Source organism: Aquimarina mycalae, from assembly GCF_029906345.1.
Lineage (GTDB): Bacteria > Bacteroidota > Bacteroidia > Flavobacteriales > Flavobacteriaceae > Aquimarina.
The window spans coordinates 332011-358775 of record NZ_JARYGY010000005.1 but is presented as its reverse complement, the minus strand read 5'-3'; the positions used below and the strand labels follow the sequence as shown (position 1 = coordinate 358775).

Annotated in this window: 28 protein-coding genes and 3 tRNA genes; 26 read left to right on the top strand and 5 right to left on the bottom strand. The window is 32.7% G+C overall.

The window, feature by feature from the left end:
* Positions 1-26 precede the first annotated feature (26 nt).
* The 4 genes from QBK95_RS14050 to QBK95_RS14035 all read right to left on the bottom strand — a co-directional run bounded on the left by QBK95_RS14050 (position 27) and on the right by QBK95_RS14035 (position 1159).
* Entirely contained in the window at positions 27-629 is a 603-nt protein-coding gene (locus QBK95_RS14050; protein ID WP_280934826.1) for a hypothetical protein, read from the bottom strand.
* A gap of 216 nt (positions 630-845) precedes the next feature.
* A tRNA-Arg gene (locus QBK95_RS14045) sits at positions 846-919 on the bottom strand.
* A 15-nt stretch (positions 920-934) separates the two neighbouring features.
* Positions 935-1009, bottom strand: a tRNA-Pro gene (locus tag QBK95_RS14040).
* A gap of 66 nt (positions 1010-1075) precedes the next feature.
* Positions 1076-1159: transfer RNA gene (locus QBK95_RS14035), tRNA-Ser, on the bottom strand.
* 286 nt (positions 1160-1445) lie between these two features.
* Here QBK95_RS14035 and QBK95_RS14030 point away from each other — a divergent pair.
* Positions 1446-3041, top strand: coding sequence for a hypothetical protein (locus tag QBK95_RS14030; protein WP_280934824.1), 1596 nt, complete (start codon positions 1446-1448; stop codon positions 3039-3041).
* Positions 3042-3119: 78 nt separating this feature from the next.
* On the opposite strand, the gene QBK95_RS14025 is transcribed toward QBK95_RS14030, so the two are convergent.
* Positions 3120-4361, bottom strand: a complete 1242-nt coding sequence (locus tag QBK95_RS14025) for an NAD(P)/FAD-dependent oxidoreductase (protein WP_280934822.1) — start codon at positions 4359-4361, stop codon at positions 3120-3122.
* 102 nt (positions 4362-4463) lie between these two features.
* Here QBK95_RS14025 and flxA point away from each other — a divergent pair, with 102 nt between their 5' ends.
* From flxA to QBK95_RS13900, 25 genes are all read left to right on the top strand, one after another.
* Positions 4464-5993 carry a flexirubin biosynthesis tyrosine ammonia-lyase FlxA gene (gene flxA, locus QBK95_RS14020; RefSeq protein ID WP_280934820.1) on the top strand — a complete coding sequence of 510 codons (1530 nt, stop codon included), beginning with the start codon at positions 4464-4466 and terminating at the stop codon, positions 5991-5993.
* A gap of 101 nt (positions 5994-6094) precedes the next feature.
* The gene (locus QBK95_RS14015; RefSeq protein WP_280934818.1) at positions 6095-7234 is read left to right on the top strand and encodes a WG repeat-containing protein; all 1140 of its coding nucleotides are present in this window, start codon (positions 6095-6097) and stop codon (positions 7232-7234) included.
* A gap of 138 nt (positions 7235-7372) precedes the next feature.
* Entirely contained in the window at positions 7373-8104 is a 732-nt protein-coding gene (gene flxB / locus QBK95_RS14010) for a flexirubin biosynthesis SDR family reductase FlxB (RefSeq protein WP_280934817.1), read from the top strand.
* A 3-nt stretch (positions 8105-8107) separates the two neighbouring features.
* The gene (locus QBK95_RS14005) at positions 8108-9328 is read left to right on the top strand and encodes a beta-ketoacyl-[acyl-carrier-protein] synthase family protein (RefSeq protein WP_280935054.1); all 1221 of its coding nucleotides are present in this window, start codon (positions 8108-8110) and stop codon (positions 9326-9328) included.
* Positions 9329-9355: 27 nt separating this feature from the next.
* Positions 9356-9601: a phosphopantetheine-binding protein gene (locus QBK95_RS14000; protein ID WP_280935052.1), complete on the top strand. Its 246-nt coding sequence runs from the start codon at positions 9356-9358 to the stop codon at positions 9599-9601.
* A gap of 8 nt (positions 9602-9609) precedes the next feature.
* A complete protein-coding gene (locus QBK95_RS13995) occupies positions 9610-10500 on the top strand; it encodes a lysophospholipid acyltransferase family protein (protein ID WP_280934815.1) in 891 nt (296 codons plus the stop codon).
* A gap of 3 nt (positions 10501-10503) precedes the next feature.
* Positions 10504-11427, top strand: a complete 924-nt coding sequence (locus QBK95_RS13990) for an NADPH-dependent FMN reductase family protein (protein WP_280934813.1) — start codon at positions 10504-10506, stop codon at positions 11425-11427.
* Positions 11428-11440: 13 nt separating this feature from the next.
* Complete coding sequence (gene darB / locus QBK95_RS13985) at positions 11441-12574, top strand: dialkylresorcinol biosynthesis protein DarB (RefSeq protein WP_280934811.1); 1134 nt, start codon at positions 11441-11443, stop codon at positions 12572-12574.
* A complete protein-coding gene (locus QBK95_RS13980) occupies positions 12574-13029 on the top strand; it encodes a hotdog family protein (protein WP_280934809.1) in 456 nt (151 codons plus the stop codon). The genes darB and QBK95_RS13980 overlap by 1 nt, the downstream gene beginning before the upstream one ends.
* 44 nt (positions 13030-13073) lie before the next feature.
* Positions 13074-13475, top strand: coding sequence for a flexirubin biosynthesis protein DarG (gene DarG, locus QBK95_RS13975; RefSeq protein ID WP_280934807.1), 402 nt, complete (start codon positions 13074-13076; stop codon positions 13473-13475).
* Entirely contained in the window at positions 13472-14470 is a 999-nt protein-coding gene (gene darH, locus QBK95_RS13970) for a BtrH-related acyltransferase DarH (RefSeq protein WP_280934805.1), read from the top strand. The genes DarG and darH overlap by 4 nt, the downstream gene beginning before the upstream one ends.
* A 7-nt stretch (positions 14471-14477) precedes the next feature.
* Positions 14478-15236, top strand: coding sequence for an ABC transporter ATP-binding protein (locus QBK95_RS13965; protein ID WP_280934802.1), 759 nt, complete (start codon positions 14478-14480; stop codon positions 15234-15236).
* Positions 15229-16518, top strand: a complete 1290-nt coding sequence (locus tag QBK95_RS13960; RefSeq protein ID WP_280934799.1) for an ABC transporter permease — start codon at positions 15229-15231, stop codon at positions 16516-16518. The genes QBK95_RS13965 and QBK95_RS13960 overlap by 8 nt, the downstream gene beginning before the upstream one ends.
* Complete coding sequence (locus QBK95_RS13955; protein WP_280934797.1) at positions 16496-16942, top strand: acyl-CoA thioesterase; 447 nt, start codon at positions 16496-16498, stop codon at positions 16940-16942. Before QBK95_RS13960 ends, QBK95_RS13955 begins: the two co-directional genes overlap by 23 nt.
* The gene (locus tag QBK95_RS13950) at positions 16939-18078 is read left to right on the top strand and encodes a beta-ketoacyl synthase N-terminal-like domain-containing protein (RefSeq protein ID WP_280934795.1); all 1140 of its coding nucleotides are present in this window, start codon (positions 16939-16941) and stop codon (positions 18076-18078) included. Before QBK95_RS13955 ends, QBK95_RS13950 begins: the two co-directional genes overlap by 4 nt.
* Positions 18075-18689 (top strand): hypothetical protein, encoded by a 615-nt coding sequence (locus tag QBK95_RS13945; protein WP_280934792.1) that lies wholly within the window; start codon positions 18075-18077, stop codon positions 18687-18689. Before QBK95_RS13950 ends, QBK95_RS13945 begins: the two co-directional genes overlap by 4 nt.
* 2 nt (positions 18690-18691) lie before the next feature.
* Positions 18692-18949 carry a phosphopantetheine-binding protein gene (locus tag QBK95_RS13940; RefSeq protein WP_280934790.1) on the top strand — a complete coding sequence of 86 codons (258 nt, stop codon included), beginning with the start codon at positions 18692-18694 and terminating at the stop codon, positions 18947-18949.
* Position 18950: 1 nt separating this feature from the next.
* A complete protein-coding gene (locus tag QBK95_RS13935; protein ID WP_280934788.1) occupies positions 18951-20147 on the top strand; it encodes a beta-ketoacyl-[acyl-carrier-protein] synthase family protein in 1197 nt (398 codons plus the stop codon).
* Positions 20147-21211 carry a beta-ketoacyl synthase N-terminal-like domain-containing protein gene (locus tag QBK95_RS13930; protein WP_280934786.1) on the top strand — a complete coding sequence of 355 codons (1065 nt, stop codon included), beginning with the start codon at positions 20147-20149 and terminating at the stop codon, positions 21209-21211. The genes QBK95_RS13935 and QBK95_RS13930 overlap by 1 nt, the downstream gene beginning before the upstream one ends.
* Entirely contained in the window at positions 21205-21978 is a 774-nt protein-coding gene (locus QBK95_RS13925) for a polysaccharide deacetylase family protein (RefSeq protein ID WP_280934784.1), read from the top strand. The genes QBK95_RS13930 and QBK95_RS13925 overlap by 7 nt, the downstream gene beginning before the upstream one ends.
* Complete coding sequence (lolA2, locus tag QBK95_RS13920) at positions 21971-22600, top strand: flexirubin biosynthesis/transport protein LolA2 (RefSeq protein WP_280934782.1); 630 nt, start codon at positions 21971-21973, stop codon at positions 22598-22600. Before QBK95_RS13925 ends, lolA2 begins: the two co-directional genes overlap by 8 nt.
* The gene (lolB2, locus tag QBK95_RS13915) at positions 22581-23201 is read left to right on the top strand and encodes a flexirubin biosynthesis protein LolB2 (RefSeq protein ID WP_280934781.1); all 621 of its coding nucleotides are present in this window, start codon (positions 22581-22583) and stop codon (positions 23199-23201) included. Before lolA2 ends, lolB2 begins: the two co-directional genes overlap by 20 nt.
* Position 23202: 1 nt before the next feature.
* Positions 23203-23568 carry an ApeI family dehydratase gene (locus QBK95_RS13910; protein ID WP_280934779.1) on the top strand — a complete coding sequence of 122 codons (366 nt, stop codon included), beginning with the start codon at positions 23203-23205 and terminating at the stop codon, positions 23566-23568.
* A 19-nt stretch (positions 23569-23587) separates the two neighbouring features.
* Positions 23588-24058: a hypothetical protein gene (locus tag QBK95_RS13905; RefSeq protein WP_280934776.1), complete on the top strand. Its 471-nt coding sequence runs from the start codon at positions 23588-23590 to the stop codon at positions 24056-24058.
* A 198-nt stretch (positions 24059-24256) separates the two neighbouring features.
* On the top strand, positions 24257-26740 hold the full coding sequence (locus QBK95_RS13900) for a T9SS type A sorting domain-containing protein (protein WP_280934774.1): 2484 nt from the start codon (positions 24257-24259) through the stop codon (positions 26738-26740).
* The last annotated feature ends 25 nt before the right edge of the window (positions 26741-26765 follow it).

Genomic DNA, 26765 nt, shown 5'->3' with positions numbered 1-26765 from the left:
TTTTATTATTGTTATTTTAAAAGAGCTTACTTAGCCTTTTTAATAATATATTTTGCCACTGATTTAGCAAGTTTTGCATAACTCTCTGCAATTCTGATTCCTGAATTAAAATCACCACCACCAAAAGTAGCTCCAGGTTGGTTCTTAAATACTCCAGAGTAAAGTACGTTATCAGGATTTGCCGTTTCATACACTTTAATAGTAGCTGTAACCTTAGAAGGGGATTTTTGGATACCAATATTATATCCAGGATAAATCCATGTAGTTTTAACTAACATTGTATGTTTTGCACTTTCTAAGCCTTTATCTGCTTTAACCGATTGGTTGTCAAATCGCTTATTGAAAGATTCAATAAACTTTGGCTCATATAGATTTTCACGATCTGCAAACCAAGATTTTTTAAATTTTTCTCCTCTTCCTTCACCTGGATGCTTTTTTTCTCTTTTATCCATTTTGTCCTTTAGGAACTCCTCTTCAGTATCGAATTTATGAACTTTTACATTTTCATAATCAAAAACAAGATTGTATTCAGAGATGCCTTTCAGGTTTTTAATTTTTCCTTCTGTTGCTTTTTGCGCAAAAGTGATTGAGGTTGCCATAAGAACGGCTACTAATAATAGTTTTTTCATAATTAGGTTTTTTTAACGGGGTTAAAGATATTTATTTTTTTAAAATTATTACTGTGTTGTCAATAGAATTAATAACACTAATGCGGTAAATGGCAACTAATGTGCCAAGTTTGTTTTTAACTTAATGTATTGAGGATATATAGATGCTATAATATTTGGAATGATACAAAATGTATAAAAACAAAAAAGTCTTACTAGTAAAAGTAAGACTTTTTGTGAGCCCGATAGGATTCGAACCTATGACCGCCTCCTTAGAAGGGAGGTGCTCTATCCAGCTGAGCTACGAGCCCGTAACTCCATTATTGTCGGGGTGGCAGGATTCGAACCTGCGACCTCCGCGTCCCAAACGCGGCGCGATAACCGGGCTACGCTACACCCCGAAGTGTAACTATTCAAAAACTCCAACAATTTAAGTTACCATATAGATAATTTTATTGGAATAATTGCGGAGAGACAGGGATTCGAACCCTGGCAACACTTACGCGTTGACAGATTAGCAATCTGCTCCATTACCACTCTGGCACCTCTCCTAAATTCAAAAATATGTATGAACTCAGCATTAATATCTCAAATGCGGATGCAAATGTAGCTTTTATGAGCCTACAATGCAACATTTTTTTTGCATTATTTTCATTTTATTAAAGTTGTTTTTTTAAAAAGTTGAAAATCAGTTTTTTTATGAAAAATAAATTTCAAAAAATAAGTAAATACAGTTTATAACTTTCTAAAAATAGACGTTTCAATCAAGAATCATATATTTGTGATGATTGACCTAAATCTTAAAATGTAATGCGAATAAATAAAACCCTAGAAAAAATGAAGCATACGTCCATACTACTTATGTTAATTATGATGAGTGGATACTCATTTGCTCAAAAACCAGTGCTTTCTGAAGATTTTAGTTTTAAGATTGGAGAAAAGTATAAAAGAATTAAGAGTCTTAATTCGTATTATGTTGCTTCTGGAGATAGATTGGTGGCTATTAAAAAAGGAAGAAGTAGTATGACAATACAACGATTTTCTTTAGAAGATCTTAAGGAAGATGTCAAGAAAAGACAGGTGATCGAAGATAAAGGAGATTTTCAAACAGTAATGAATTTAGGAGGCAAAGCAGTTGTATTTTACACTGTAAAAGATAAAGCATTTGCTCAAAAAATTTCGCTTACTGGAATAATTGCAGAAAAACCAGTACTTATAGGTAGTGATAAGGAAAATATAAATAATGATGTCGGTTTTAAAAGTACATATGGTTTTGATGCTGGTGGTAGAATTAACAAGTTTGTTTTCAAGAAATCTTTTGATGGGAGTAAGTTGTTAGTGTTGTTTAGGGTTAAAACAGCAGACGATACAGGCGATAAAATAGGAATAAGTGTTTATGATACTAGTTTAAAATTGTTGTGGAAAAGAAAAGTAAAACTTCCATATGCTTCTAAATGGTTAGAGAATGAAGATTTTGCTATTGATAATGAAGGAAGTTTTTATTTGACAGCTTCAGTATTTAACTCTGGAGCAGAAGAAAAAAATAAATTAGACTTTACATATAGAACAGAAGTTTTTAAAATCAAGGAAAATCCTAAGGACATAATTAAAAGTAAAATTTCGCTTTCTGGAAAATCTGTAATGGATGCTATTATAGGTTTGGATAAAGGAGGGAAGATCCGAGTATCAGGTTTTTATAGTGATAACGCTACTAAAGCTGAAGCTTCAGGTATGTTTTCTGCAATTTTGGATGAAACAGGGAATGTGGCTTCTGTTGTAAAAAGCGATATTCCAGCAGAAACGGTTCAGCAATATTTATTGAAACGAGAAGAACGTGTTAATGAGGGAACTCAAAAAGATGATGATAAAAAAGACTTTGAAAACCTAAAAGTAAATAATATTGTGTTTAATGAAGACGGAAGTATAGTTTTGCTTGGAGAACAAAGATATGTAGAGTCATTCACTACTTCTAGCTCTTCAGGTTCTCGAACAACCTATAAATATTTTTATAGGGATGTAATAGCGTCTAAGCTGTCTTCAGATGGTAGTGTGACATGGTTTCATAAATTACCCAAACATCAAATTGGAGCCAGAGGAAAAAGAAGTATGTCTTATGTTAATTTTACCAATTCTGGTAAGCACTATCTATTTCATATAGATGATTTTACCAATTTAAAAAGATCTTTTGATGAAATTCCAACAAGGTATTTTGATGGTAAAAAAGAGTTTTTGTATCTAACATCATATACTATAAATGATGCTACTGGAGAAGTCATTAAAGAGCCAATCCTTACAGGAAGCGATATCAGAAACTCGCGTTTAGACCATCTCGAATTATATAAGGCTGCAACATTACCTAATCAGGATATGATTTTTGAAGCGTATGATGGTAAAAAGAATAATTTGTTGTTAAAAGTTTCTGGGGTTAAATAGTTCATTACACTTTATTAAATAAAAAAAAGGAGACAAATAAATGTCTCCTTTTTTAGTGTTTTATTTTTTATAAAAAGACTACTCAGATATATTTTCTTCCATTTCTACAAGTTTTGCTACATTTCTAACAATATGATTATGTTTCTTAACAAATGGATTGGTTTTATCCCAAACATATCCTGCTAATACAGCACATATTTGTTCTTTAAATTCTTCGTTTGGTTTATCGTGGAAAATAATTTTTTGTAAATTTCCAGAATACCATTCTTTTACATAGGTAGAAAAAACATCAACTCCTCGTTTCATGTAATTTACAAAATCTTCTTGCCAATCAACATCTTCATTATTTAGTTGTTTAATAGCAAGCTTTGCAGCCAATAATCCTGTTTCTGTTGCAAAAGATACTCCAGAAGAGAATACAGGATCCAAGAACTCTGCACTATTTCCAGTAAGAACAAAACCATCACCAAATAGTTTGGTAACATTTTTAGATATATTTTCTACTTTATAAGGCTCAAAAAGATAAGGTACATCTTTAAACTGCTCGTAATAATATGGAGAAGTTTTCATCATTTTTTGTAACACCTCAGTCTTGCTACCTTCAAATTTATTGATCCAATCCATTGGGCCAACAAATCCAATACTGGTATTACCATTAGAAAAAGGAATATACCAGAACCACACTTCGGTTTCTATAATTTCAAATGTGATGGTAGTCCCTTCAACTCCTTCTGGTCGTTTGATATCTTTTACCTGAGTAAATATAGATCCGTGTTCTGCAATTTTAGGAGGTGCTTCTAAACCAAGTTGTCTTGCAATTACACGTCCGAATCCACTAGAGTCAATAATAAACTTTGCTTCAATTTGACTTTCGGTTCCGTCTTTATGTTTTACGGTAGTTAGAGAATCAGTTCCGTTAAATTCTACTTGAGTCACTTCAGTCTCAAAATCAACATTAACTCCTTGTCTGATAGCTTCATCGATTAAAGTTTTATCAAAATGATCTCTAGGTACTTGCCAAGTCCAATCCCAACCTTCACCATATTTTTTGCTAAAATCAAAAGTGCCTTTTAATCCATCTCTTATAAAACGAGCACCATATTTTTTTTCGTACCCTTGCTTCATAAGACAATCCAGAAGCCCAGCTTCCTTAAAATTATCCATGCATCTGGGGATCAGGCTCTCTCCAACCTGAAAACGAGGGAATTTGGTTTTTTCAACTACTTTAACATTAATTCCCTTTTTGTTAAGATAAGCCGCACTTACGCTACCAGATGGACCAGCACCAATAACCAGCACATCCACATTTTCTTTTTTCATAATTTTTAAAGGTACATTAAATACATTACATTTGCCCTCGGTAAAAATAAAGACTAAACTTTAATTTTTTACAAATATTGGAAAAAACTTACTAATTCGCGAATGCTACTATTAAAAGACAGGTTAGAAATAAAAGATTTTCTTAACGTTATTTTTAACGGAGAAGACCTTGCTGTAGATGAATCTATAATAAAGAGAGTTGACGATAGCTATAAATTTTTAGAAAAATTTTCTGAAAATAAAGTTATCTATGGAGTAAATACTGGTTTTGGGCCAATGGCTCAATATAAGATTGATGATAAAGATAGGATTGAGTTGCAGTTTAACTTGATACGAAGTCACTCATCGGGTACTGGTAAACCTATGGAGCCTGATTATGTAAAAGCACTAATGTTGGCAAGGTTAAATACGCTGTCTTTAGGTAGATCAGGAGTAAATACTTCTGTAATTCGTGGCCTAAAAGATTTGATCAATAACAATATTACACCTTTGATTTTTGAACACGGTGGTGTTGGAGCTAGTGGTGATCTAGTGCAATTAGCTCATTTAGCACTTGTGTTGATAGGTGAAGGAGAAGTTTTTTATAAAGGCGAAAGAAGGAATACCTCTGATGTTTTTGAAGAATTAGGTCTTACACCAATTGAGGTTAAGATTAGAGAAGGACTTGCATTGATGAATGGTACTTCTGCAATGACAGGAATTGGTATCGTTAATGTAATCAATGCTCAAAAATTGTTAGATTGGTCTATATCATGTTCTTCGGCAATAAATGAAATTGTAGAAGCATATGATGATCACCTTTCCGAGGAATTAAACCATAGTAAACTTCATTTAGGGCAGCAAGATGTTGCTCGTAAAATGAGAGCACATTTATCTGATAGTAAATTAACAAGAGATAGAACAAAACATTTGTACTCTGGTCAGAATGGAGATACTTATTTTAAGGAAAAAGTTCAGGAATATTATTCGCTTCGTTGTGTTCCTCAGATTTTAGGCCCAGTTTGTGATACTATTAAACATGTAGGTAGAATATTAATAGAAGAATTAAATTCTGCGAATGATAACCCTATTATAGATGTAGAGACAGAACATGTATATCATGGTGGTAATTTTCATGGAGATTATGTTTCTTTAGAGATGGATAAGCTTAAATTGGTAGTAACCAAATTATCAATGTTAGCAGAACGTCAGTTAAACTATTTACTGAATTCTAAATTAAATGATATACTGCCTCCATTTGCTAATTTGGGTAAATTAGGTTTTAATTTTGGTATGCAAGGGATTCAATTTACTGCGGTTTCTACAACAGCAGAAAATCAGATGCTTTCGAATTCAATGTATGTACATAGTATCCCAAATAATAATGATAATCAGGATATTGTTAGTATGGGGACTAATGCGGCTAACATGACTAAGACTGTTATTGAAAATACATTCGAAGTACTGGCAATAGAATTGATGACTATAGTGCAAGCATTGGAATATCTTGATTTTGGGGATAAACTATCAGGTAGTACGCAGAGATTAGTTGAAGATATCAAGAAAATAGTTCCTCCGTTTACTAAGGACTACATTACGTACCCTTTTGTTCAGAAGGTAAAAGATTATCTAAAAGATAATGATGCCTATTAAGTATTTGATTAAGATTTAATTTATTACATATAAATTGTGAGAGACATGTTTACTCTTACGCTACGATATGCACTAAAAAATAAACCTTAAATATAAATATGATGAAAAAAGCACTTTTAATTACACTAACATTAGTATTTGGTTTACAAACTATATGCTCTCAAGAGCTTGCCAAAGTTAGAGAAGGAGGGAAATTTGGCTTTATAAATAAAAAAGCAGAATTTGTAATAACACCACAATATAAGAAAGCAAATAGCTTTGCGGATGGTGTAGCACTTGTTTTGGAGGGTAAAAAATGGGGATATATAACTCCTGATGGAAAATGGCTTTTAGAACCACAATTTGGCAAAGCAAAGGATTTTAATGCTGGTGTTGCAATGGTACTGAAAGATAAAAAATGGATGTATATTGATAAGCAAGGTAAGGAACTAACATATTCTGATGCAGAAAAAATATATCCTTTTAAAGAAGGCGTTGCTTTTATTAAATCTGATAAAAAGGTTGGTTTGATAAATGCAAAAGGAGAAGTTATAGTAAAACCAGAATATAAGATTATCAAAGGTTTTCAGAATGGCTATGCTAGATTTTCAAATCAATCAGGTCAATGGGGTATTATGGATAACAAAGGAAATATTGTTATTAAACCAGAATACTCATCAATTGGTAATTATGTTAATGGTGTAGCGCGTGCAGAAAAAGGTGAAGGTGTATTTGGTATAGCTTCTGCAGATTCGTTTAACGAAGTTGATGAGGCAACAAAATTGTGGGATTTTAGAAATGGAGGAAAATATACTATTGCGCAAAAAAACGAAAAAATAGGATTTATTGATTCACAGGGAAAATGGGTCATAGAGCCTCAATTTATAAAAGCTAAACCATTTAAAAATGGATATGCTGGTGTTTATGATGGTAACAAATGGGGCTTTATTGATACTAATAATAAGATGGTCATAGATTATAAATATAATGATGTTGATTATTTTGGTGTTAATGGATTAGCTCCAGTAAAAATTGAAGAGTGGGGGTTTGTGAATCTGAAAGGAGAAATGATTATTGATGCTAAGTATGGTATCACTGCAGGAAGTTTCGGGTTTTTGTCTGGTCGAGCTGCTGAGAAAGGTTTTGTTGACGGGATGGCACGAGTGAAATTTAACAAACAGTGGGGATTTTTATTGCCTGATGGAAAGTGGTTAGGAGATAAAATGTTTGAAAATGCAGAACCATTTGTGAAAATTAAATGATCCTTTTTCAAAATAAACAACATTAGACGATTGTTAAAGTCGTTTGTAATCTTTTAATATTGTTAATTAAAACTTAATTTGGAATAATTGTTGATCCGTAGATTTGATAATTATTTGATCTTAAAACCAAAATTGTAAATGAAATACGCCCTTGTAACTGGAGGTTCCCGAGGAATAGGAAGAGAAATAGCTGTGAAGTTGGCTAAAGAATTGGAATATCCAATTTTGATTAATTATCAATCTAACGATGCTGCTGCCAATGAGACTAAAAAATTAATTGAAGATCAAGGAGGTCAGTGTACATTATTAAAATTTAATGTCGCTGATATTGAATCTACTCATCAAACATTGGATAACTGGATAGCTGATAATCCAGATGCAACTGTAGAGGTGATTATCAATAATGCTGGTATTACTAGGGATGGTTTGTTTATGTGGATGAAGCCAGAAGATTGGCATGATGTTTTAAATATAAGTTTAAACGGGTTTTATAATGTAACAAACCATTTGATCCAGAAGATGCTTACGAATCGATACGGACGTATTGTAAATATTGTTTCTGTTTCTGGTGTAAAAGGTACACCTGGTCAAGCTAATTATTCTGCGGCAAAAGGAGCTTTAGTTGCAGCAACGAAGGCATTGGCTCAAGAAGTTGCAAAACGTAAAATTACGGTAAATGCTGTAGCTCCAGGTTTTATAAAAACGGATATGACTGCAGAGATGGATGAAAAAGAGTTAAAACGTATGATTCCAGTAAATCGTTTTGGTGAAGCTGAGGAAGTGGCAGATTTGGTTGCTTTTTTAGCGTCTAAAAAAGCTGCATACATTACTGGAGAAGTTGTAAATATTAATGGTGGAATTTATTCATAGTAGATTATGCGTAGAGTAGTTATCACTGGAATGGGAATATATTCTTGTATTGGTACAAATGTAGATGAAGTTAAGGAATCATTGTACCAAGGAAAATCTGGGATTGTTTATGAACCTTCTCGAAAAGAATTTGGATATAGATCAGCACTAACTGGTACCGTACCTAAACCAAATCTGAAGAAGGAACTAAGTAGAAGACAACGTGTTAGTTTTGGTTCTGAATCTGAGTACGCATATATAGCTACAAAACAAGCGTTTGATCAAGCTGGTGTAGATCAGGAATTTTTGGACAATGAAGAAATTGGTGTACTGTTTGGTAATGACAGCACAGCAGAATCAGTGATGGAGGCAATTGATAAAATCCGAGTTAAGAAAGATACTACGCTTGTGGGTTCTGGAGGGGTTTTTAAGTCTATGAATTCTACCGTTACTATGAATCTTTCGACGGTATTTAAGTTAAAAGGAGTCAACTTTACAATTAGTGCCGCTTGTGCAAGTGGGTCGCATTCTGTAGGGATGGGATATCTACTAATAAAACAAGGTTTACAGGATTATGTATTGTGCGGAGGAGCTCAGGAAATTAATGACTATGCGTTTGGAAGTTTTGATGGATTAGGAGTTTTTTCTGTAAATGAAGGTAATCCAACAGAGGCTTCTAGACCTTTTGATAGTAAAAGAGATGGTTTGGTTCCAAGTGGTGGTGGTGCAGCTTTGTTTATGGAGAGTTATGAAAGCGCTATAAAGAGAGGAGCAACTATTTTGGGAGAAGTAGTAGGGTATGGTTTTTCTTCTAATGGAGCGCATATTTCTACTCCTAATCAAGAAGGGCCAGCTAGAGCAATGAAACGAGCTGTAGAACAGGCAGATATAAAACCAGAGGATATTGATTATGTGAATGCGCACGCAACTTCAACTCCAATTGGAGATGCTAATGAAGCAAAAGCAATAGATGAAGTTTTTGGAGGATCAAAACCTTATGTAAGCTCAACAAAATCAATGACTGGCCATGAATGTTGGATGGCAGGAGCAAGTGAAATAGTGTATTCGTTGATAATGCTAAATAATTCTTTTATCGCACCTAATATTAATTTAGAATCACCAGACGAAGATTCAACTAAGTTAAATTTGGTAAAAGAAACAGTAGATAAAAAAATTGATGTATTTTTGTCGAATTCATTCGGATTTGGGGGCACAAATTCTGCAATCGTCATAAAAAAGATTTAGAGTATAAAAAAAATTACTAAAAAGATGATGGAAACAAGTGTAATTGTTGAAAAAGTTGATGACTTTTTGATAGAGGAATTCGAGGTTGAAGCGGATGAGATTGCTCCTGATGCAAACCTTAAAGAAACGTTAGATTTGGATAGCTTAGATTATGTAGATCTTGTAGTAGCTATAGAAGCTGCTTTTGGAGTTAAGCTGGTAGGAGATGATTTTGTTGGAGTAGAAAGCTTTCAGGATTTTTATGATTTGATAGAACGCAAAGTCAATATTTAAGAGACGTAATGACCCAATGGGAAGGTAAAGCTAAAGGAACACCTTTAGGATATAAAATATTCATTTTCTTTATAAAGAATTTAGGCCTTAATGCTGCATATTCTATTTTGATATTTGTAGCAGCATATTACTTGGTCTTTTCTTATACTACAACCAAAACAAGTTACTATTTCTACAGAAAAAGACTTAAACAATCTTTTTTTAAGACGATCCTGAGTATTTATAAAAATTATTTCGTTTTTGGACAAACATTAATAGATAGAACTGCAATTTCATTTGGATTGAAAGATAAGTTTACATTTAGTCATGATGGAAGAGAAAAAATGCAACGCATTTTAGACGAAGGTAAAGGTGGGATTATTTTCAGTGCACATGTAGGTAGTTTTAATATTGCGCGTTATTTTTTTGACGATTTCGATATGACAAATACTGGAGTAAACTTAATGGTTACTGATCAGGAGAATGAGCAAATCAAAGAATATGTGGGAGCTGTTTCTTCGGGTACAGCTATGAAATGCATTGTGATAAAAGATGATATGTCTCATATTTTTCAAATGAATGATGCGATTGCGAATGGAGAGGTTATTATTTTTGCAGCAGATCGTTATGTAGAAGGGATACAGTTTTTAGAACATGATTTTCTTGATAAACCAGTAAAATTTCCTTCTGGCCCATATAAATTAGCGGCAAGAAAGAAAAAGCCTATCCTGTTTATGTATATCATGAAAGGATCAGGTAAACGATATAATTTATATGCTAGAGAACCAGAGTTTACAGAATCATCAATCAAACCAAGTCATGTGTTAAGAGAGTATGTTAGAAATACTGAAATCATGGTTAAAAAGTACCCGCTACAATGGTTTAATTACTTTGATTATTGGGGTGATCTTAAAACCTAATATATGAAGAGCGTACTCGTTTTATATTATAGCCAAAGTGGTCAGTTAGGGGAGATTTTAACAAATCTAGTAAGTCCACTCTATAATGACAGTAACTGTTCAGTAACAATTCATCAGATTGAACCTGAAGAACCTTATTCGTTTCCTTGGGATAAAAAAGAGTTTTTACAGGTTTTTCCTGAGTCATATTTACAAATTCCCAGACCTAATAAACCAATTCCAGACGATATAAAAAATAAAAAGTATGATTTGATCATATTTGGTTATACAGTTTGGTATCTTTCGCCTTCAATTCCAATTAATTCTTTTTTAAAAGGGGATGATGCGAAAGTACTATTAAATAACACACCCTTAATCACGGTTAACGGCTCCAGAAATATGTGGGTTTTAACACAGGAGAAGATTAAAAGGTTATTGGTAGATTGTAAAGCAGAATTAGTTGGAAATATAGCCTTTGTAGATCGACATTGGAATCATGTTAGTGTGATTACGATAGTGCATTGGATGATTGGAGGTAAGAAGACAAAATATCTAGGAGTTTTTCCTAAACCTGGTGTTTCTGATAAAGATATTAATGAAGCAGGAAAATTTGGGGTTATTATAAAAAAACACCTTTTTCAGAAAAGTTTTGAACATATGCAAGAAGAACTTGTAAATGATGGAGCAGTTAGGATAAAACCCTTCTTAATTAGGTCAGATAAATCTGGAAATCATATTTTTAGTAAGTGGTCAGCACATATATATAAAGTTGGGTTAAAATCACCAGAAAAGAGAGTAAAATGGCTAAACTTTTTTGAGTATTACCTACAATTTGCTATTTGGGTTTTTGTACCTATAGTTTTTATTATATTTTTGTTGACTTATTTACCTTTTTATGCGCGCATAAAAAAAGATATTAAATATTATCAATCAACAAGATTACGATAGGTAATCATTATTTATGAAGAACGTTTACATAACAAAAACAGGACATTTCTTACCGAATCAACCAGTCTCTAATGATGAAATGGAAAAGAGGCTAGGAATGATTGATGATCAGCCTTCACGTGCAAGGAGAATTGTTTTGAGGAATAATGGAATCAAAGAACGGTATTATGCTGTTGATGCTAATGGTAACGTAACTCATAATAATGCTGAGCTTACTAAGGAAGCGATCAAAGATTTATGCGATCGCGGTTTTTCTGAGAAGGATATAGAATTGCTTTCTTGTGGAACAACAGGTCCTGATAATTTACTTCCATCTCATGCTTCTATGGTACATGGTTTATTAGAAACTGAAAGTATTGAGCTTAACTCTGCATCTGGAGTTTGTTGCTCAGGTATGAGTGCGTTGAAGTATGGCTTTCTATCGGTAAAATCTGGTAATAGTAATAATGCTGTATGTACAGGTTCTGAAAGATCATCTAGCTGGATGCAATCTCAGAAATATGATGAGGAGATTGATAACCTTAAAAGCTTAGAGGAAACTCCAGTGATTGGTTTTAAGAAAGATTTTCTGCGTTGGATGCTATCTGATGGAGCAGGAGCTTTTTTGTTAGAATCTGAACCTAATGGAGATGCTTCATTAAGAATAGATTGGATGCAAGCATATTCATATGCTTATGAATTAGAAGCCTGTATGTATGCTGGTGGAGAAAAGAAGGAAGACGGTTCTTTAAAACCTTGGACAGACTACACCCCAAAAGAATGGCTTAATGATTCTATTTTTTCTTTGAAACAAGATGTAAAAGTCCTTGATGAGCATGTAGTGAAAAAAGCTATTGTAAGTTTAAAAGATGCAGTAACTAAAAACAATCTGGATGTTAATGATGTAGATTATTTCTTACCACATATGTCTTCTTTTTATTTTGAAGGGAAGTTAAATGACGAAATGGTAGAACAAGGAATAGGCATCCCGAAAGATAAATGGTTTACAAACCTTAAGAATGTAGGGAATGTTGGATCAGCATCTATCTATCTTATGATAGATGAACTTAAGAATTCTGGAACACTAAAAAAAGGACAGAAAATATTGGTGTTAGTCCCTGAAAGTGGGCGTTTTTCATATTTTCATATTTTACTTACCGTATGCTAATGAGCAATCAGTTAGAAGATAAGATAACAGATATAGATTTCATAAAGAAATTAATACCTCAGAAGGATCCATTTGTGATGATTGATAAATTATTACACTTTGATACAGAAAAAGTTGTTTCTGGTTTAAAAATTACTACGGATAATATTTTAACTTCTGATCAGTATTTTACCGAAGGTGGACTTATCGAGAACATGGCTCAAAGTATCGCTTTACATCGTGGATATAGAGGATACATAAATCGTGGAAAAGACGAAAAACCTAAAACAGGTTTTATTGGCTCTATAAAGCATGCAACAATACATACCTTACCAAAAGTAGGAACAGAACTTATAACCACGGTAGAAATTATTGCAGAAATAATGCAGGTTTCTTTAGTTGAAATCAAGGTTAATGATACAGAAGGGAATTTAATCGCTTCTTCAGAGATGAAAACGATTATTGTAGATGCTTAGTCATATTGCCAATTAATTTTAAAACTTTTTAAAACACTATTAGGATGAAAAAGGACGAAGTACCACAAGACGAAAGTTGTTTTTCTCATACCAACATGAAAGAAGTTGTGTATGCTGTGGATAAAGATGGAAAGTATGGAAAGGCATTAAGTTCTGGTTGGGAAGCAAAAACTATAGCATTGAACGAATCTTTGGAGTTAATAGAAGAACAACTTCAGGAAACTGTTAAAAAAATAAAACAAGGAGAACTTAGCCCAATTGCGTATTATATGGAATTACAACGAATGGATGTTGTAGTTTTATCTGGTTATGTAGGTTTTTGGCAATGGAAAGTGAAAAGACACTTAAAAGCTAAAATATTTAAAAAACTTAGCCAAAAAACGTTGAACAAATATGCTCAAGCTTTTGAAGTCTCTATAGAAGAACTTAAAAATCCAAAGATTTGAAAATAAACTTTGAACACAATCAATCTGCTCATTGCGAAAATGGAGTGGTTTCTAATTTATTGAATTATAACGGACTTAAAGTAAGCGAACCCATGGTTTTTGGTATAGCTTCGGGAGTTTTCTTTATATTCATCCCTTTTATAAAAGTGAATTTTGCTCCAATGTTTAGTTTTAGACCTGTTCCAGGGTTTATTTTTTCAAGAGTAAGTAAAAGATTAGGCTTTAAGATTAAAAGACATAAGTTTAAATCTACTGAGAAAGCACAACAAACGTTAGATACAGAATTGTCAAAAAACAACCCTGTTGGATTACAGGTAGGTGTATATAACTTAACGTATTTTCCTGATGAATATCGCTTTCACTTTAATGCACATAATTTAGTAGTGTATGGTAAAGAAGGAGATGATTATTTAATAAGCGATCCTGTAATGCCAGAAGTTACAACCTTATCTGCTAAAGAATTAGAAAAAGTACGCTTCGCTAAAGGGCCTTTTGCTCCTAATGGTCATATTTATTACCCTACTCAATTACCTGATAATGTAGATCTTAAAAAGGCAATTACTAAAGGAATTAAGCAAGCATATAGACATATGCTGGCTCCTGTTCCTATTGTAGGATTTAGAGGAATAAGATATGTTGCTAAACGAATTCGTAAATGGCCAGATAAAATTGGAGTAAAGAAAACAAATCATTATTTAGGTCAGTTGGTTCGTATGCAAGAAGAAATAGGAACTGGAGGAGGAGGTTTTCGATTTATTTTTGCAGCTTTCTTGCAAGAAGCATCTGTGATTATGGAAAATCAGAAACTTGCAGATTTATCAAAAGAAATGACTGTAATTGGTGATCAATGGAGAGATTTTGCAATTGATGCCTCTAGATTATATAAGAACAGAAGTAGAGAAACAGATGCATATAATAAAATTGCAGATAAACTGGATGCCATTGCATTAGCTGAAAGAGCTTTCTTTTTAAAACTTAAAAAGACAATTAAATAATTCTGGGATGGATGCAACTCCTCTTATTCAAATAAAAAAAATCTCTAAGCAATATAAAGGAGCTACTTTTCTTTCTTTGGATGCTGTAGATTTACAAATAAATAGAGGAGAAATATATGGTTTGTTAGGTCCTAATGGAGCTGGAAAAACTACGTTGATTTCTATTTTGTGTGGTTTGATTAAACCCTCAGAAGGAGAAGTTCTAGTTTCTGGACATAAGTTTAATACTCATGCTAAAGAAATTCAAAAAATAATAGGTGTTGTGCCACAAGAGTATGCATTATATCCTAAATTGACCGCAAAAGAAAATCTATTGTATTTCGGAAGTATGTTTGGGATGACTAAATCCGAGTTAAACCCACTTGTATTATCTCATTTAGATCAGTTAGGGTTGCTTCCTTTTGCAGATAAAAAGATTAAAACTTTTTCTGGAGGAATGAAAAGAAGAGTAAATCTGATTGCAGGAATACTTCATAAACCACAAGTGTTGTTTTTAGATGAGCCTACTGTTGGAGTAGATGTGCAGTCAAAACAAGCAATCACAACCAAGCTTAAAGAACTTAATAAAGAAGGTACTACTATAATTTATACTTCTCATCATTTAAGAGAAGCGCAAGATTTATGCTCTCAAGTTGGTATAATTGACTCGGGAAAAATTATAGCAGAAGATACTCCTGCCAGTTTAATTTCAAGTATTGAACAAGCAAGGAATTTAGAAGATGTTTTTATAGAACTTACAGGAAGAGAACTAAGAGATTATGCATAAATTTTTAGCTTCCATAAAAAAAGAGTTTTTATTGCTTCTTCGTGATCCTGGAGGTCTTATCATATTGTTTCTAATGCCAATTGTATTGGTAGTTACGATCACATTAATTCAGGATGCCACATTTAAATCTATATCAAGTAATTCTATAGAAATCCTTTTGGTAGATAATGATAAAGGAGCTTTATCAGAAGAAATTCAAAAGAGTTTTTCTGAAATAGAATTTCTCGAACCTGTTTCCGAAATAAACAACGTTCCTTTAACAGAAGAAAGAGCTAGTGTGTTAGTCGCTTCTGGAGACTACCAATTGGCTGTGGTGATTCCTGAAGGTTTAAGTAAAGGGCTTAAAGAGCAAATAAATAACAACATCACTAAAATTCTCGAGGAGTTTGAAGGAGTAGAGGATTCCTTAAAAGTAACTAGTGTTCAAGAAAAACTATCAGGCAAAGTTGTTAAACTATATTTCGACCCGATAACGCAAGAAACCTTTAGGAGTTCTGTGATATTTGCAGTAGATAAGCTAGTAGCAAGTATCGAAACAAAATCTATTTACGAAGCGTTTGAAAAAGAACTTGGAGAATCAGAAAGCCTAAAATCTTTTAATAGAGAACATTTTGTGAAGTACGAACAGATTAACCCTTCATTATCAGGTGAGTCTATTCTTCCTAACTCTGTGCAACATAATATTCCTGCTTGGACATTGTTCGCAATTTTCTTTATGATTTTACCATTGTCATTAAACTTGGTTCACGAAAAGAGTCAGGGAACATTTGTACGTTTACAAACAACACCGATTAATTATTTTACAATTATTGTCGGCAAAGCATTTTTGTTTTTATTAGTGAGTTTGTTGCAGTTTACTTTGATTTTGTTATTAGGATTATTTGTATTCCCAAAACTAGGGTTGCCTGTATTGCATATAGGCGATAATGTAGGTTTATTATATGTGGTTGCTTTATCATCTGGATTGGGAGCTATTGGATTAGGAATTTTACTTGGTACTATATTTAATTCTCATGAACAAGCAGCTCCGTTTGGAGCAGTATTGGTTGTTTTATTAGCAGCAATAGGAGGAGTATGGGTTCCTGTATTTGCAATGCCAGACACCATGCAAATGATAGCTAAAATATCGCCTATGAATTGGGGATTAGAAGCTTTTTATGATTGTTTCTTAAGAAAAGGAAGTTTGATAGATATTCTTCCTGAAATAGGTTTGCTAATTGGATTTTTTATTAGTACTATCGTAATCGCTATATTATATTATGAAAAGAAAAAAGCGGTCTAAAGAAATTGTAACCGATATAAAACATGTACACGAGGTAAGAGTCCGATTTAATGACTGTGATCCTTTGAGTATTGTTTGGCACGGAATATACATAACATATTTTGAAGAAGGCAGAGAAGCTTTCGGGCGAAGTCATGGAGTTTCTTATCTTCATGTAAAAGATAATAATTATGTGACACCCATAGTTAATTCTAATTGTGATCATAAATTACCTCTTAAATATGGGGATGTTGCTACGGTAGAAACAGTATATGTAGATAGTCCAGCAGCAAAAATGATTTTTAGATATAATGTTTATAACCAAAATAAAGAATTGGTTTGTGTAGGAGAAACTACACAGGTATTTTTGGATTTGGAAGGTAATATGTCACTAAGTATTCCAGAGTTTTTTCTTGAATGGAAACGTAAAGTTGGGTTATTATGAGAAAGGTGTATCTAGTTTCTGATAATATAATTTCACCAATAGGGTTTTCTACAGAAGAGAATCTTCATAACCTACGTTTAAATCAAACAGCGATTCAAAAAGTGGATGATGATTCAGTTTGGTCAGAACCATTTTTCGGAGCTTTGATTGATAATGATATATTGTCAAAGGCTTGGAACGCTATCTCGAAAAACTCTGATTATACCAAGTTAGAGAAAATGATGTTGCTATCAATATCAAAACTTCTGAAAGAGAATCCTTCATTGGATGTTAAGAAAAGTGGCGTTGTTATTTCAACAACCAAAGGAAACATAAACAGCCTGCGTAGTGATACAGATAAAAAGGCATACTTAAGTAGTATTTCTAAAACAATCCAACAATTTTTTGATATAGAACATACTCCAGTGGTTTTATCAAATGCCTGTATTTCTGGTGGATTGGCGTTAGCTGTAGGAAAAAGAATGATTCAATCAGAATACTATGAGGATGTAATAGTGGTAGGAGGTGATTTACTTTCTGAATTTACATTATCGGGATTTTTTTCTTTTCAAGCAGTAAGTGATGCACCTTGTAAACCATTTTGTAAAAACAGAACAGGGATTAGCTTAGGAGAAGCTGCAGCTTCTGCATGGTTAAGTGCTAAAAAAGAGTATAATGTAACTGACGTTATAGAGATTACTGGCGATGCTTCTGCTAATGACGCAAATCATATTTCTGGACCTTCAAGAACAGGAGAAGGATTGTATATAAGTATACAAAAAGCCATGAAGGAAGCAGGATTAGAAAGTAATCAAATAGATTACATAACAGCTCATGGAACTGCAACTCCGTATAATGATGAAATGGAGGCCATTGCTTTCAATAGAGTAGGGTTGCAAGATGTTCCCCTTAATAGTTTAAAAGGATATTATGGCCATACTCTGGGAGCTTCTGCGTTAATCGAGATTATTGTAGCAAGACACTGCTTACTTAATAATGAATTATTTGCTTCATTAGGTTTTGAAGCGTTAGGAGTTTCGGAATCAATTAATGTGATTGCAAAGAATCATAAAAAAGAGTTGAATAGAGTTCTTAAAACAGCGTCTGGATTTGGTGGCTGTAATGTAGCATTGATTATAGAAAAAGTTACATCGTGATTGAAGAAAAATTTTACATATCAGATTCCTGCGTGATTCGAGATGGAAGAGTCTTTAAAAATGGAGATCAATTGTATGCCGATTCGGCATCTGATAATCTTAAAGATTTTGCAAAAGGAGTATACCAATTTATGGAATTAAAGTATCCAAAATTCCATAAAATGGATGAGTTGTGTAAATTAGGTTTTTTAGCATCAGAAATACTGATAAAAGATAATAACCAGGTTGATGAAGATACAGCTTTGGTGTTTTCTAATAGAGCTTCCAGTTTGGATACAGATAGAAAACATCAACTAAGTATTCAGGACAGAGAAGATTTTTATCCTTCTCCAGCTGTATTTGTATATACACTTCCTAATATTATTATGGGAGAGATAAGCATCAAAAATAAACTAAAGAGTGAGAATGCATTTTTTGTTATGGATAGTTTTGATGCAGATTTTATGGCTAAATATTCAGAGATATTGTTGAGAACCAAAAAAGCAAGTAATGTTATTTGTGGCTGGGTAGATTTGGATACTAATAAATATGACGTATTTTTGGCGTTCCTTTCAAGAAAAGGTGAAAAAGAGCTAACAAAAAAAGAATTAAATAATTTATATAAGCAATAGTTATGGCTGAATTAAGAGAAGAGCTAAAAGAAAAATTAATAGAACAATTAAGTCTAGAAGATGTAGAAGTTAGTGAAATAGGAGATAATGATCCCCTTTTTGGTGATGGTCTTGGATTGGATTCTATTGATGCTCTTGAATTAATTGTGTTATTAGAGAAGGATTATGGGATTAAGTTAAAAGATCCTAAAGAAGGCAAAGCAATATTTGAATCTATCGCTGTAATGGCCGATTATATTTCACAACATCGTACAAAATAATATGGATAAAGGCATTGCCATAACTGGTATGGGAATTATTTCATCTATCGGAAATTCGGTAGACGAAAATTTAAATGCTTTAAAATCAGTATCTCATGGTATTTCAAGAATTGAAATGCTAAAAACCCGACATAGTGATCAAATTATGGTTGGTGAGATTAAGAAGACGAATAGCGATTTAGAAAAGCAATTAGGTTTAGAACCTTTGCATAGTTTTTCTAGAACTGCTATGATTGGTGCAATTGCAGCAAAGGAAGCATTACAGGACGCTAAGATTTCTGATATAAGCGAGTATAGAACTGGTTTCATATCAGGAACCAGTGTTGGTGGAATGGATACTACAGAAAAATATTACCTGGATTATCATGATAATGAGGATAATAGGCGATTTATCCAAGCTCAACATGCTGGATATACCACCCAATCAATTTCTAATTATTTAGGAATCAAGGGATATGTGTCTACTATAAGTACCGCTTGTTCTTCTGCCGCTAATGCTATTATGCTTGGAGCTCGTATGATTAAAGCTGGAAAAATAGATAGAATGATTGTGGGTGGAACCGATGCCTTATCTAAGTTTACAATAAACGGTTTCGGTACTTTGATGATTTTATCAGATGAAGAATGCACTCCTTTTGATGATAACAGAAAGGGATTAAATCTTGGTGAAGCAGCTGCATACTTAGTACTAGAAAGTGATGCTATTGTGAAAAAGGAAAATAAAAAAGTACTAGGACGTGTTGCTGGTTGGGCAAATGCCAATGATGCATATCACCAAACGGCTTCATCTTCTGATGGAGAAGGAGCATACTTAGCCATGAATAAGGCGCTAGAAGTAGCCAATATGAAAGCTGAAGATGTGGACTATGTAAATGCGCACGGTACAGCAACTCCAAATAATGATTTGTCTGAAGGTGTCGCTATGACTAGAATTTTTGGAGAAGAAAACCCTCCAGTTTTTAGCTCAACTAAAGCATTTACGGGACATACTCTAGCTGCTGCGGGATCTGTCGAGGCAATATATTCACTATTATCTTTACGAGAGAATCTTATTTTTCCGAATTTGAATTTCAAAACACAAATGAAAGAATTTTCATTAGTACCAGAAACAGCCCTAGTTTCTAAGGAAATGAATACTATTTTATCAAATTCTTTTGGTTTTGGAGGGAATTGTTCCACTTTAATTTTTACGAAATAATGAGCAGTTGTTTTATCAATGGTATTGCTAGTATATCTGCACAACCAACTACAGAACCAAATACATTTTTAGAAGAAATTATTGCTCATAAAGAATCTATATTTAGGTCTCATGATCCTAACTATAAAGAGTATATAAAACCTGCTGCAATGAGAAGGATGTCTAAATCTGTTAAGATGGGTGTTACCACAGCATCGATGGCTTTAGATTATTCAGGAGTGGATATGCCAGATGCAATCATTACAGGAACTGGTATGGGATGTAAGCAAGATTCTGAAAAGTTTTTAGAAAATATTCTTCATAATGATGAACAGTTTTTGACTCCAACACTTTTTATTCAGTCTACACATAATACTGTAGGAGGACAGGTAGCTTTAGGATTAGGTTGTAAGGCGTATAATGTAACATATGTTCAGGGATCTGCATCCTTTGAAACATCTGTTATGGACGCACAATTAATGTTGTCTGAAGAGCCTCAAAAGAATATTTTAGTTGGTGGGATTGATGAAGTAGCTAAAAACTCTACATTATTGCATAGACTTGATGGTCAGATAAAGGAAGATAACCTGAACGTTTTAGAATTGCTAAATTCAAAAACCGCAGGCACTGTAAATAGTGAAGGAGCTACTTTTATGGTATTAGGTGCGGATAAAAATGAAAAAAGCATTGCCGAAATTGTAGATGTAGAAACAATTAGTACAGCTACTCCCGAAGGAATTAAATCAGAAATTTTATCCTTTGTTGATCGTCAAGGAATATCTATTGAAGATATTGATGCGGTTGTGTTGGGTAATAATGGAGATGTCAATTTTGATGATTATTTTGAGAACTTGCAAACTTCAATATTTTCAAATAAAGAACAACTTTGTTATAAACATTTAATCGGGGATTATCCTGTCGCTTCAAGTTTTGGTTTTTGGTTGGGGTGCAAAATTTTTGAAACAAATACGATACCTTCTGTGTTAAAGGTAAACGATGTGAGTGCGAAGAAGTATGATACAATACTTCTGTATAATCAATATCTGGGAAAAAATCATAGTATTGTGTTACTGCAACGATGCTAATCAGAAATAAAGTTAATATTATATTTACAGTTGCTGGTGTTCTATCGATTATAGGGATTATGTTCGATAAACTTCCTTGGTGGAGTTTATTTATTATAGCTTTTTTTTGGTTCTGTATTACCGCATATGGTGTAACTAATATTAGATCTGGATATTTTTTAAAAAGCCTAAGTAATAATGCTAATATTAAAGAAAAAAAAGTAGCTATTACTTTTGATGATGGCCCTGATCATAATACACTTAAAATCCTTGAAGTTTTAGATAAATATAAAGTTAAATGCACTTTTTTTTGTATCGGAAAGCAAGTAGAAAAGCACCCTGATATATTAAAAAGAATTGTTTTAGAAGGTCATGTAGTAGGGAATCATACCTTTACACATGATAAACTAATTGATTTGTATGGTACAGAGAAATTTATCTCTGAAATAGAAGCAGCTGATAGGATTATAAAAAAACATGCTGGAAAGAAACCTTTGCTATTCAGGCCTCCATATGGAATTACAAACCCTAAAATAGCACGTGCAGTTAAAAAGACTCAACACGCTGTTATTGGATGGAATAAAAGATCATTTGATACTACAATACCTTCAGAAAAAGTGATTTTTAATAGAGTTACAAAAAATCTAAAAGGAGGTGATGTAATACTTCTTCATGATACAAAAATCATAACTGTGACAGTATTGGAACAATTGTTGCTATTTTTGCAAAAGAATAATTATACAACCGTTACAATAGATGAACTATTTTCGATACACGCATATGCTTAAATACTTTTTATATAGCTGCTGTTTTTTCAGTATTTCGTTATTACAGGCTCAAGAAATAGAGCTTTCGACTTCAGAAACCAAAGTCTTTAAAGATAAAGTTAGTGCTACAGCGCAACAATCAAAAACAATTGTAAATACTTTTGTACAGCTAAAACATATAGATTTTCTTTCTAATGATATAGAAAGCAGTGGGGATTTGTATTTTAAATCCCCTAATATTATAAAATGGGCATATACTAAACCATATGAATATAGTGTGATCTTTAAAGATAAAAAACTATATATCAATGATGCAGGTAAGAAGAGTGATGTCAATCTAGCCTCTAATAAAGTTTTTAAGAAGTTAAATGACTTAATTGCTAAAAGTGTTAGTGGAGACATGTTAGATGATACTCAATTCGGAATGACTTTTTATAAGGCTGATAAATTTTATATAGCTAAATTATCTCCAAAAGATCAAACGTTAAAAGACATGTTTAAACAGATTGTATTGAGTTTTGGAACAGAAGATTTTTTGGTATCAAGTGTTAAGTTAATTGAACCATCTGAGGATTATACCTTAATAAATTTCAAGAATAAGTCTTTAAATCAACCAATTCCTGATGCGGTATTTACTAATTAGTATACTACTAGTAGTATCAGGATGTAAGGTTAGTACGGTTAAAAATTTCACAGAATCGGAGGACGTCTTGCAGGATGTAGTGTATAACCCTTATTTTGCTAATTCAGAAATAGATTATGTCTATAAAGCAGATATTGCAATCTATGGAAATGAATTTAGTGGGATACTTATTCTAAAGAAAATAAAAGCTAAAAAACATCGTATGGTGTTTACCTCACAATTCGGAAGCACTTTTTTTGATATAGAATTTGATAATGGAACCCATAAAATTAATTCAGTTATAGAACAACTAAATAGGAAAATTATTCTAAATACCTTAATTAGAGATTTTTCGTTATTAGTTAAAGAAGAAGGAATTGTTGCCGAAAAATATTTTAACGATACGTTTAATGTTTTAAAAAACATTAAAGATAAGCGTAACAATTATTATTTTTACAACCAATCAGATTCAAAACTGAATAAGATTGTTAACGCTTCAAAAACTAAAGAAAAATTTATAATACTTTTTAAAGATATTTCTGAAGATCAGGTAGCTAATAATATACATATTGATCATAAGAATATTAAATTGAAAATAGAATTAAACTTTTTAAAAAAATAAAATGCTTATAGCTGATTTATATAAAATTAATGAAGATACTGTAAGGGATGGTGTTCAAACTACGTCTATTACTTTAAATCCAGACAATGAGGTTTTTAAAGGTCATTTTCCTGGTAATCCTGTAACTCCTGGAGTTTGTATGTTACAAATTATTAAAGAACTTACAGAGAATAGAGTTGGTCGTTCATTGTTCTTAAAAAAAGCATCTAATGTAAAATTTATGGCAGTAATAAATCCTGAGAAAACTCCAGATTTGATTATAACCAACGATTTTACAGATTCTGAAGATGAAATTAAAGTAAAAAACACTTTTAAATATGATGATACGATCGCATTAAAAGTTGTAGTGACCTTTATTAAAATATAATAACCATAAGTTAAGTATTATGAAAGTTTTTGTTTTTTTTATTGGATTCCTGTTTTTAGGTAGCAGCATAATTGATTTAACCGAGGTTCGAAACTCATATAGGTATGCAAAAGAATCTAAAGAAAATACAGAGAAGTTTTATGAATTAACGCAGAAAACAGATCATCAGAATAATCAGCTATTGTCCGCATATTATGGATGTGCATTAACCTTAAAAGCTTCTTTTTCCGAAAGAAGAGGAGAGAAAATATCTTTTTTTAAACAAGGAAGAAAACGTATAGAAAATGCTATTGCATCTGATCCCAATAATATAGAGCTTAGAATGATTCGATTAAGTGTGCAAACCAGTGCTCCCAGAATCACAAGATATTATAAAAACATAGATGGTGACAAAAAGTTTATAATAGAGAATATTGACAAAGTTTCTTCTTCTAACCTAAAAGAGTTTATTAAGGGGTTTATGTCTAAATCTTCTGCATTTACCGAATAAAAGAGATTATTATAATATTTATAAAAGGCCGAAAGTATATTGCTTTCGGCCTTTGTTTATGTATATGAAGATTGTTTAATTATTATATCTTTTTTAAGGTATTATAGTTTTTAATACTTTATTCTTGATTTTCTTCAAAAATAATTAGGGTTATATCGTAATTACTTGTTTAAGATATATCAATTAATATCAACTATAATGAAAAAAATTAACCTAGTAATTTTGTTTAGCCTGTCAATTTGCTTCTTATCAGCACAAGATTGGCGCCAAGCAGCATTTGAAGAAAATAGTAATTATTTCGACATAATAGATAGCAAGAAAAATGAACTTTCTACCATTCGCAATAGTAAACAAAGAGAAGATAGGAAAAAAGTTAAGCAATTTGAACGTTGGGCTTATTTTTGGGAAAGACGTATTAATGATGATGGTTCTTTTCCAAGTCCTATGAAAACTTATAATGAATGGAATAAATATCAAAAAACTCAAACGAATCAAAAAAATGTTCTTGCAGGAGATTGGACTATTTTTGGACCTACTGTTATTCCAGAATCTACAGTTGGTTTTTATGCTGGAATGGGAAGATTAAATGTAGTGACATTTAACCCAACGAACACTGATGAAATATGGGTTGGTTCTCCAGGAGGTGGAATATGGAGGTCTAACGATGCGGGAGCAAACTGGATACCCAAAGGTGATGACATACCTAACCTAGGAGTTTCTGATATAGTCTTTGATCCAACAAATCAAAATGTTATGTATCTAGCAACAGGAGATTTTGATGGTGCACAGAACAATTCAATAGGTGTCTTGAAATCTACAGATCATGGTGAAACATGGGTGCCTACTGGTCTTAATTATGATGTTACTCAAATTAGAAGAATAGCACATTTGTTAATCGATCCAAATAATACCAGTACGATTTTTGCAACAACAAGTTTGGGAATTTATAAGTCTACAGATGGCGGTATAAACTGGGCTCTTAAATCTGCCGCAGTTGGATTTAATGATATTCTTTATAAAGAAGGCAGTGCTACTACAATGTTTGCTACGGAATCTGGAAGTACTAAATTTTATATTTCCACGGATAACGGAGAGAATTGGACAGAATCTTCAACAGGTCTTACTAGTGCTCGTAAATTAGATATTGCTTTAACAGCTGCGGATCCAGAAGTTATTCTTGCAATGAATAATAGTTCGGTTTTTAAATCTACTGATGGTGGAGCGTCATGGGGATCATTACCAAGCCCATCTACTTTAAGTACGCAAGGAGGCTATAATCAAACAATTTTGGTAGCTCCTAATAATAAAAACCTAATCATTATAGGTGGAGTTGATGGATGGAGAAGTACCAATGGAGGATTTACTTGGCAGAAATATATGGATGGATATTGGGAAGCAGGACAACCATTTTTCTATGTGCATTCGGATCATCATGATTTAGAATTTTTACCAGGTAGTAATACAGAAGTGTTTTCTGCTAATGATGGAGGATTGTTTAAAGGGGATATTACATCAGATAATGCTTGGACAGATTTATCTTCTGGTTTAGCGATTACCCAGTACTATAAATTGGCAGGAACTCCTCAAAATAGTAATTTAATTCTAGCTGGAGCACAAGATAATGATGTAACACACTATGATGGAACTAACTGGAATAATAGAAATTATGGAAGTGATGGAGTAGAAGCCTTGTGGAATTATAGTGATTCTAATATTGCTTGGAGTTGTAGTCAAGCAGGAGGAATGGAGCGTACAACTGATGGATGGGCCACAACCCCACGTTTTATTAGTACTCCTAGTGGTGCAAATTTTGTTTGGCCTCTAGAAATAAGCCCAACGAATCCAGATATTATTTATGGAGGTTTTAATAGCCTTTATAAATCAGTGGATAGAGGAGATACTTGGACTTCCTTAAATTCTCCAGGTTCTTCTCCAAGAGTTATTACAATTGCTCCATCAAATGATCAAATAATTTATACTAGTAATGGTAGTGGATTGTATAGGACAATTAATGGAGGTATTACTTGGAACATGTTAACACTTCCCGTAGGTGGTTCAGTTACAAGTATTGCAGTTAATTCTTCGGTTCCAGAAGAGGTTTATATTTGTTACGGAAGGTATAATGACGGGAATAAAGTGTTTAAATCTACAGATTCTGGTAGTAGTTGGACAAATATTTCTGGTACCTTACCTAACCTGCCTGCAAACAAAATATTATATCTTACAGGTGGAAATGGAGATTTGTTTCTAGGAACTGATGTAGGAGTGTTTCATAGAAACAATGGAACCACAGACTGGCAAGTCATAGGGAGAGGATTACCTAATGTGATCGTTAATGATCTGGAAGTACATTATGGAACAGAAAAATTAAGAGCAGCTACCTACGGAAGAGGTATTTGGGAAATAAATATTACAACCGAAGTACTAGGAGTTACCGAATTTGATGAAAATGTGTTGGCAATATACCCTAATCCTACAGAGGGGATATTTACCATTCAATTAAAAGATATAGAAGGTGAATCTGATATTACTATTTATAATATTATCGGAGGAGTGGTTAAGAATTTTAGAACCAGAGAATCTGTAATTGATATGAATATGACTGGATATAGTTCTGGGATATATATGGTACAGGTTAGAAATGGAAACAAACAAATAGTTAAAAAACTAATTGTAAAATAAAATCAATATTAGAAACCGTTATTAG